We start from the raw sequence: 8208 nt of genomic DNA, 5'->3' as shown, positions 1-8208 counted from the left end.
ATAGGGATCTGAGTCGATGATGTTCCCTTTAAAAAGTGCTTAGAGACCGAAAACTCTATTCACCAGATACACTTCACCCTGAGGCTGACCATAATAAAATGATGAAGCTTGTCCTTTACGTAGTGCACGCATGACTTCAATACCTTTAATTGTGGCATAAGCCGTTTTCATAGATTTGAATCCTAAGGTGGCCCTGATAATCCGCTTTAGCTTGCCATGATCACATTCGATCACGTTATTTTTGTACTTAACCTGCCTGTGCTCAAGGTCTGGTGGACATTTTCCTTCCCGTTTTAACCGTGATAAAGCACCTCCATATGTGGGTGCTTTATCCGTATTGATCACTTGTGGAATTTGCCACTTCTTCACATTATTTAAAATTTTTCTAAGAAAACAATATGCTTATTTGGTATTACGTCTAGAAGAAAGGTAAAAATCAATGGTAAAGCCACGTTGATCGACTGCACGATACAGATAAGACCATCTTCCATTCACTTTTACATAAGTTTCATCAATATGCCATGTGCCGAGATGTGTAGGATTACGCCAATACCAGCGTAAGCGTTTTTCTATTTCAGGAGCATAACGTTGAACCCAACGGTAAATAGTAGTGTGATTAACATTCACACCACGTTCGGAAAGCATTTCCTGAAGTTCACGATAGCTAATGCCATATTTACAATACCAGCGTACAGCCCAAAGAATGATTTCGCCCTGAAAATGCCGACCATGGAAGGGATTCATACACTGAACCTTTAGCTAAAAAACTATTTAGCTTATCATCAATGGCTATTTGCAACAGTGCCACTTAAATAGTATCTGGCCTAGCATGAAACGTTGTGAGCGACCATTACCCTCTCGAAATGGATGAATATAATTTAAAACAACAAAAAATCTGGCTAAAAAACTACAGACCAAATCTATATTTTCTTTATTATTAATCAAATGGTTAAAGTTATTATTGAGGCATGAAAACAGCAGATCTGATAAAGGAGCTATGCTATTGTAACGGAGAAAGATACATTCACCTTTATAGGTATTCACGCGTCTTAATTGGCCAGCCCATGGGTAGACATCCATAAATAATTGATGATGTATATTTTGTAGGTGCTGTAAATCAAAATTGCCTAGAAAAACAGAGATATTTTCCTGTAACCTTGTATTTTGTAAGGCACTTAGCGCTTTCTCTGCCTCATTCAGGTCTTTGGTATTAGAAATACCAAGATTGTTGATCAAAACACCATTTTCATCACAGAATGGATCATCATAAAAATCTTCTTCCGTCAGATAATAATGTAGTGCATCATCAAAAAACATTTTTATCGTACACGGTACATTTCAACGAGTGTATTTCTGGCTTGTTCAAATGTCTTAGAACCCGTCACATAGTCATTAATTGCTTGTAAGCCTTTATTATCTACAACCAAATTATCTACGGCAAATGAAGCTTTTACGATTTTAAAGGCTTCAGTACGGCTATTTCTCATACCAATAACTTTTTTCATAAAATTCTCGCTTCAAATGGATCATGCAGACTCTAAGGATATAACATTTTCATTGAGAAAAAAGAAGTTCCTATGAAGTTTTCACAATTATCTTAATAATTCGCCTTGAATATAAAAATCCAAATTCTGTCTTTTTGATTATTTTCTATGTCATGTTATGTCATTGCTACTACGACTTATTTGCCATATAAATTGGGTGAAAAGTAAATGGAATTACTATGTTAACTAGAGTGGAACTCATTTTTGTGGTGCTGATGGTGTCAGACTTAATCTTGATTGCTTATGAAATGCTAAAAGGTTTATTCTAGGGCATCTACACATGATTTTTGATCAAAAAAATACCCATAGGGGGAATCTATGGGCAAAACTAAGGATCTTGACGATCATTCAGAAACTACAGCTAGCTTCTAACTATGATTCTGCACTGAATTAAAAAAACCACATTGGCAAAATAGATCAAAAGTTAAATCATGTGATTTATCATTAATTAACACACTTGAGAACACAAAAACATAGCCCTGCTGATTAATACAATAACTCACCAAACAAATCCGCTCTGATCTCTTCTAAGCTGAGATCTGATTTCATTCTATTACAGATTGGATGAACCAGCAGACCATTCTCTAGCACCCCTTGCCCACCAACGGCTTTGGCAATTTTATGATCCGATTCAATAGAATCAAGATAGATTAATCCATCACAAATGAGGCAAAAGTTATGATTACCCACCAGAAAATTGTGCTTAAGTAAACTTTTGGTTAATGCTGAAAAGGATTTGGGCTTTGAGCGCGAGATTGGACTAATCGACTCCACATATCCCACCACATGCTTCACGACCGTATCATCATAATTCCCCAAAAATCTTTCAACATAAAACTCATTAAAGTTTATGTACTTGAAGGCCTTAGACATGGACAGAATAAATGTATTCAGGCATTCCTCATCATCAAAATCAACCTCCATTTCCAAGCTTAAGCAAATAAAGGCTTTATAGACAATTTGTAGCCGATCATAGCCCTTGATACCACTGCCGAACTTGCCGACCGTTTCGGTGGTCGCCACGGGGAAATTGGCGATCAAGAACTCAATACTACGGCGTACCCGGGTGAAGTCCTTGAAACTAATCGTTCGATGATGAATCTGCATGCGACTTTCATGAATTTCAAACACAATTGAAAACCATGCTAGAAAGGAAGTAATCTGAAAACGCTGGTCCTTATAAAAATATAAGAATGGATGCAAGCCCAAACTCGGAACCCCAGCATTGAATATAGCACTTGTCCTTGATAAAGATGCTTTATCTTAATTTCATTGAATAACTTCTGCTTTTCTTCAAGCGAACATGAGTCCATAAATTCACAATCTGACAGCATTTGTTCTGCCAGTTTTTTATATTCAAAGCTAATGTTGAAATCTAGATAACGATTGATATGAGTTTGATCTAATAAATCTAAAAAATGATCATAGTTATTTCTTTTTGTTTCGTTATAAACAAGTGTTGTCATTCGCCATCTCACCATCAAATGACCAACTGCATTGCTCTAGTTGGTAACTTCAGGACTATCAGCCAAATCTAATCGCTTATCAGCGATTAAAATTAGCTATATAGCTAATTTTATAATTTTATTTAATATATTTGCTATATAGCTAATACATTGTGGTCAAGTTGATATGGCAAGTAGAGTAGAAATTGGGGAAAAGTTCAAATAGTGCGAAAATCTCTGGGCTATACACAGCAAAAACTATCCGAATTGATTCGAATCAATAAAACTACAATCTCTGAAATTGAGAATGGGAGATTTACAGGTTCATTTGACATATTTGAACGTGTACTTGATGCAGTGGGTTTGCAGTTTAATGTATCCCCAAAGCAACATTCACTGCCTCATTGGGATGAGATTGAAAAGATGTTTTCGGAGGATGGCGAGTGAGATATCAAACCAATCTTCCTGCCAAAATCAACAATATCACGGTGTGTGCCAATCAAGCTGAATTAGGTGTATTAACCTATGGTTCAGTGCACCATTATCAGCCATTACAAGAAAAACAGCATGTGTCACTTACCATGACCCAGAAAGGTATGGATGGTTATTCTTCAAGCCCGCTCCATCCAATCTTTGCTCAGAACTTACCAGAAGGCTTTAATCGGCGGTTGATTACTGAAAAGCTAACCAGATATGCCAAGGTCAATGACATGTATTTATTGGCATTACAAGGTGATCAAAGCGTTGGAATACTTTCATACAAAAGTGAGTTAAATTCGCCTGTGTCAGAATCTTTGAACTTAAGTGACATTCTATCCTACCGTAGTAAAGAGCCTCTTTTCACACAACTCTTGGATAAATACTATCTCAAGACTTCATTGGCTGGGATGCAACCAAAAGTGAGCATTCCGAATGCGAATACTGTTCAAACAGATAGAGCAGTTCCACAGAAGGATTTGATTGTAAAGTCCTTTGATGCTGAATTTCCATTGCTTACCGTCAATGAGTTTGTCTGTATGCAAGCTGCGCGGCATTGTGGACTTGAGCCACCCAAAACGTACTTGTCCGAAAATTTAGAAACCTATGTGGTAGAACGGTTTGATCGGTCCAGCGATGGTACAAAACTCGGCTATGAAGACTTTACGACGCTCATGAAAAAGTCGAATGGGCCAAATGCGAAATATACCAGTAGCTATGAAACTCTGCTGAAAGCAACTTATCTATATACGAGTAGCGTAGCTGAAGTTGAAAAAATGTATAAATACATCGTATTCAACTGTTTAATCGGCAATGGCGACGCGCATCTTAAAAACTTTGCTCTGCAATATTCTCCTGATATGAAGAACATTTTTGTTTCACCACCCTTTGATCTTACCCATACCCTGATCTATGAATCGATTGATCATAAAATGGTACTCAAACTGGCTGGTAGTAAAGCATTTCCAGACCGGTCACATCTCATCAAACTGGCTGAAAGTGACCGATTTAGAATTAGAAACCCCAAAGCAATTATAGAATTCTTGAGCGAAAATATATTGGACTATCTTCGCACCTCAAATGAGGTTCAGCTATTCGATGGATTACGGACATCTATAGAACGTTCAATTTCAAATGTTATGGCGACAGGCCTTGGCACCCAAAATTATCGACTTGATTAAAAGAAGTAATTTAAATTGTGAAATGAAAAATCATGTAAAAAGACTCAAAATCTTGCAATAAGTACAATAGCAACGTAAGATGAGCAGTGAAGTCATTTTAAATTCCTTGTACTGCAATTTGCATTACATGGAACAAACCCACAATATTTACCGCTATTGTGGGTCATTAGCCCTCTTCTTGATTAAGTTATAAGAAAAAAACCTCTATCATTCAATTGATTCTTTTATATAAATAATAAAGTAAATCTCTGTTTTCGATGAAATTTTATAAAATTCAGTATTAGACCTGTAGAGAAAACTTATGAAAAGAAGTATTGGTTAATCTTTTTCTTCAACTTCGTCCTTAAACTCAAACAAATCATTCATCGTACAGTTAAAGTATTTACATAACTTATCAGCGACTGGCAATTCGATACGTATAGCACGGTCATAATACATACTTGTCAGCGTATTACGATTGATGCCTGTCGCATGTACCACATCACTTAATTTTAAAATTCTTCGATCGCCCATGAGGCTGGATAACTTACAAGTAATCATATATCAATTCATTTACAAAAAAATAACCTACTAAAAGTTATTTTAAGTTGTTGACTGAGTAATACTCTGCTAAAATTAACCTACAGCAGATCATTACAACTTATAGAAAGCATAATTTATCTATTTTAACTAAATTATAACTTTTTAAATATAAGGATTGAAGCTGCATTAGATTATTTTGTGGAGATGACCGCCATGTTGCCAAATGAGTTATGGATCAGCCAGCAAGCTCGTGACTTGGGAAATCAACTAATTAAAGAAATGAACATCGATAGGGGTTATGGAATGGCTAATTTTCTTGGAGTCAATTCTTGCTATGATAATCATCAGGCTGTACTTATTTGGACATTTCAACTGCTTGAAAGGGAACCTAACTTAAATGAATTAGCAGAAATTAAAAAATATTTTCTTTTAATCTTTCCAGATAGTGTTTATCAATTAGCCTAAGTTATTTTTAAAAATTATTTTTTTATATAAAAACACTAAATCAAAGAAAATTTTCTTTAAAAATACCTATTAATTCAAATTCATACGATTTACAGAATATATGAAGCATAAATTCTTGTTCATGCCCACACTACGTTCTGCAGCTTCAAGGGCTAGTTTTTGTTGAACCACTGAGAACAAGGACAATAAACTGCCTACTATATTTTTCCGGAGAGTGATGTATAGTCAAATCATTATAAAACCAATACAATGGTGCAATGAGTTATTCAGAACATTTTAGACGTAAAATTTTAGCTAAGCTTGAGGAAGGTTATTCTATTCGAGCGGTATCTGCACAATTTGAAATTAATAAAAATACCATTGTTGAATGGAAGAAACGTATAGAGATTAAAAAAACTCGTGTACGTAAACCTTCTAAAATTAACGATGATGCTTTACGTGAAGATGTTGAAAAGTATCCTGATGCTTATCAATATGAACGTGCTGCACGTTTTAATTGTGGTGTTTCATCTATTGGTGCTGCATTAAAGCGCTTAAATATTACAGTTAAAAAAAGACGTTAAGCCATCCTAAAGCAGATACAAAGCTTAGGGATAAATTTATTCAGCAAGTGAATGAATTAGAAAAAAACCACCCGATTATTTATCTGGATGAAAGTGGTTTTAAGTCACATGATTACAGACCTCATGGCTACTCACGAAAAGGAGTACCCTGTTTAGGGCAATATAATTGGCAATTAAAGAATCAGACCAATGCCATTGGGGCAATCCATAAAGGGTATTTATTTTCAGTCGGTTTATTTGACTGCAAAATCAATTCAGATGTTTTTCATTTTTGGATTGAGCAATTCCTCATACCAGCATTACCAGGAAATAGTGTAATGGTTATGGATAATGCAGCATTTCATAAAAGAGTAGATATTCAGGAGTTATTGGAACAACAAGGGCATAAAATTCTTTGGCTTCCTGCATACAGCCCTGATTTAAATCCTATAGAACAGATGTGGGTATGGGTTAAACGTAAGCGTAAAGAATGGTTGATCGATTCAGTCTATGAGTTATTTCGAGTTTTTTTCGAATCCTGTATGAATAATAAAGTAGTTTGACTATAGGAACTTTTTCATTAGTGCTAATCATATCAGCGACAACATCAGCAACGAGCTCCTCTATTCCTGAGAATGCTTTAGACTGATCCGCATCATGCCAAGACAATGATGGAAACTCAGCACACAATCCAACATACCCATTATCTTCTGCTGACCATTTAACACGGTAAGTATATTGTTTACTATCCATTTGACACCCCATCATGTTTTAAGTTTATGTTTAAAAGTACGATTTTCACTTACTAGTACTTAAATAATCACCCCACCACTGCATCATTTCAGTCCGTTGAGCTAAATAGTCAGCGTGATTATAGCTGGCACGGGTACGGTTCTTATCAATATGTGAAAGTTGTGCCTCAATCCAATTATCTTGGAACAAACCTGAGTCATTCAAAATGGTACTAAAAGTTGAACGTAATCCATGAGAAGATAGTTGATGTTTGCCATACCCCATCTTACGTATGGCCATATTTAGAGTATTAAAATGAATCGGTTGATTGTGTTTGCGAGGGCTAGCAAAAAGGTATTTTTCACCGTATGACCACTGCATGACGTCTTTCAAAATCTCTAAAGCCTGATTTGAAAGTGGAACTAAAAAATCTGGAATCTCATGGCCTAATATGACTTTTCGTCGAAACTGTTTAATATGCAAGGCAGGTATTTTCCATATTTTTTCATTTAAATCAAAATGATGAGGCTCAGACAATAACAATTCAGCCCCTCGCACTCCAGTATATAATTTAAACATCAGTGCTTTTTTAATAATCGGATGGGCATCCAATTTTTGTAATTTATACTTAAAATCAGATATATCCTCCGCTTTCAAATACGGATAATTCTTCTTGATTTTACTGTTAATGGCGATTTTATTTAAACCATGCGCGATGTTGAATTCACAATAACCCATCGCTACAGCGTAGTCATAAATTTGGTTCAAATAACTACAAGCTTTCTTGACAGGTTCTTTTACTTGGCGTCCCTCTATTTTTTTGATTACTGAAACCAGGTCATAACGCTTGATGTTTTGAAAAGGTAAATCCTGAAGGTCTGGATAAATATCTTGCTGTAAGCATCTTTCTGCTAACTGTAGTACACCACAGCGGGGTAGATCGTTGAAGGCATTCCTCAGTTTGAACTGTAACCACTCCTCCCCGACCTTACCAAAGGTGATGACATTAGAGGCAGTATCATGTTCAAAACAGAAATTATTGTCTTTAAAGTCATCTCTGACTTGTCGTGCCTTTTTCAGCGATAAATCAGGATAAAGACCTAACTGAATGCGTCGACGTTTTTTAGTTTGTGGATCTGTATAGCGATAGCACCAAGATTTTCTTCCACTCGGTTCAATCTTCAGGCTAAGCCCATCTTCATCGGATAAAAAACAGGTTTTTTCCTTGCAGTGAGCTTGGCGAACTTTAATTTCAGTAAGACTCATGGAATTTAAATGAAACCTAATAAGGGGTTGATTG

The 8208-nt window shown here is 35.8% G+C and carries 8 protein-coding genes and 5 pseudogenes; 5 read left to right on the top strand and 8 right to left on the bottom strand.

Going from position 1 to position 8208, the window contains the following annotated elements:
* Positions 1-39 precede the first annotated feature (39 nt).
* From J500_RS17265 to J500_RS16205, 5 genes and pseudogenes are all read right to left on the bottom strand, one after another.
* A pseudogene (locus J500_RS17265) lies at positions 40-744 on the bottom strand (IS6 family transposase).
* 45 nt (positions 745-789) lie between these two features.
* The gene (locus J500_RS16220) at positions 790-1317 is read right to left on the bottom strand and encodes a Fic/DOC family protein (RefSeq protein ID WP_034700607.1); all 528 of its coding nucleotides are present in this window, start codon (positions 1315-1317) and stop codon (positions 790-792) included.
* Between the two features lie 2 nt (positions 1318-1319).
* Entirely contained in the window at positions 1320-1487 is a 168-nt protein-coding gene (locus J500_RS16215) for a hypothetical protein (protein ID WP_195157022.1), read from the bottom strand.
* 543 nt (positions 1488-2030) lie between these two features.
* A pseudogene (locus J500_RS16210) lies at positions 2031-2771 on the bottom strand (HNH endonuclease signature motif containing protein); the annotation flags it as partial.
* Positions 2771-3010: pseudogene (locus J500_RS16205) on the bottom strand (hypothetical protein); the annotation flags it as partial. The pseudogenes J500_RS16210 and J500_RS16205, both read right to left, overlap by 1 nt.
* Before the next feature lie 166 nt (positions 3011-3176).
* Here J500_RS16205 and J500_RS16200 point away from each other — a divergent pair.
* Together J500_RS16200 and J500_RS16195 are read left to right on the top strand one after the other, a co-directional pair.
* Positions 3177-3436, top strand: a pseudogene (locus tag J500_RS16200) (helix-turn-helix domain-containing protein).
* Positions 3433-4647 carry a type II toxin-antitoxin system HipA family toxin gene (locus J500_RS16195; RefSeq protein ID WP_034700605.1) on the top strand — a complete coding sequence of 405 codons (1215 nt, stop codon included), beginning with the start codon at positions 3433-3435 and terminating at the stop codon, positions 4645-4647. The pseudogene J500_RS16200 and the gene J500_RS16195 overlap by 4 nt, the downstream one beginning before the upstream one ends.
* Before the next feature lie 318 nt (positions 4648-4965).
* Here the strand turns inward: J500_RS16195 and J500_RS16190 are convergent, their stop codons facing one another.
* The gene (locus J500_RS16190; protein WP_004762874.1) at positions 4966-5187 is read right to left on the bottom strand and encodes a helix-turn-helix domain-containing protein; all 222 of its coding nucleotides are present in this window, start codon (positions 5185-5187) and stop codon (positions 4966-4968) included.
* A gap of 195 nt (positions 5188-5382) precedes the next feature.
* On the opposite strand from J500_RS16190, the gene J500_RS16185 reads away from it, so the two are divergent.
* The 3 genes from J500_RS16185 (at position 5383) to J500_RS16175 (ending at position 6739) form a co-directional block, all read left to right on the top strand.
* Positions 5383-5634 (top strand): hypothetical protein, encoded by a 252-nt coding sequence (locus tag J500_RS16185; RefSeq protein WP_004762875.1) that lies wholly within the window; start codon positions 5383-5385, stop codon positions 5632-5634.
* A gap of 257 nt (positions 5635-5891) precedes the next feature.
* Positions 5892-6197 carry an IS630 transposase-related protein gene (locus tag J500_RS16180; RefSeq protein WP_034700601.1) on the top strand — a complete coding sequence of 102 codons (306 nt, stop codon included), beginning with the start codon at positions 5892-5894 and terminating at the stop codon, positions 6195-6197.
* A gap of 47 nt (positions 6198-6244) precedes the next feature.
* Positions 6245-6739: an IS630 family transposase gene (locus J500_RS16175; protein ID WP_034700599.1), complete on the top strand. Its 495-nt coding sequence runs from the start codon at positions 6245-6247 to the stop codon at positions 6737-6739.
* Positions 6740-6743: 4 nt separating this feature from the next.
* On the opposite strand, the pseudogene J500_RS17260 reads toward J500_RS16175, so the two are convergent.
* Together J500_RS17260 and J500_RS16170 are read right to left on the bottom strand one after the other, a co-directional pair.
* A pseudogene (locus J500_RS17260) lies at positions 6744-6941 on the bottom strand (antitoxin HicB); the annotation flags it as partial.
* A 33-nt stretch (positions 6942-6974) separates the two neighbouring features.
* Positions 6975-8174 (bottom strand): tyrosine-type recombinase/integrase, encoded by a 1200-nt coding sequence (locus J500_RS16170; RefSeq protein ID WP_034700597.1) that lies wholly within the window; start codon positions 8172-8174, stop codon positions 6975-6977.
* Positions 8175-8208 lie beyond the last annotated feature (34 nt).

Source organism: Acinetobacter sp. 479375, from assembly GCF_000581715.1.
GTDB lineage: Bacteria > Pseudomonadota > Gammaproteobacteria > Pseudomonadales > Moraxellaceae > Acinetobacter > Acinetobacter ursingii.
This window is presented reverse-complemented; position numbering and strand designations above follow the sequence as displayed.

Coding starts and splice junctions, on each gene's coding strand:
- J500_RS16220 (WP_034700607.1), bottom strand. CDS start 1,317: ATGTTTTTTGATGATGCACTACATTATTATCTGACGGAAGAAGATTTT.
- J500_RS16215 (WP_195157022.1), bottom strand. CDS start 1,487: ATGAGAAATAGCCGTACTGAAGCCTTTAAAATCGTAAAAGCTTCATTT.
- J500_RS16190 (WP_004762874.1), bottom strand. CDS start 5,187: ATGATTACTTGTAAGTTATCCAGCCTCATGGGCGATCGAAGAATTTTA.
- J500_RS16185 (WP_004762875.1), top strand. CDS start 5,383: ATGTTGCCAAATGAGTTATGGATCAGCCAGCAAGCTCGTGACTTGGGA.
- J500_RS16180 (WP_034700601.1), top strand. CDS start 5,892: ATGAGTTATTCAGAACATTTTAGACGTAAAATTTTAGCTAAGCTTGAG.
- J500_RS16170 (WP_034700597.1), bottom strand. CDS start 8,174: ATGAGTCTTACTGAAATTAAAGTTCGCCAAGCTCACTGCAAGGAAAAA.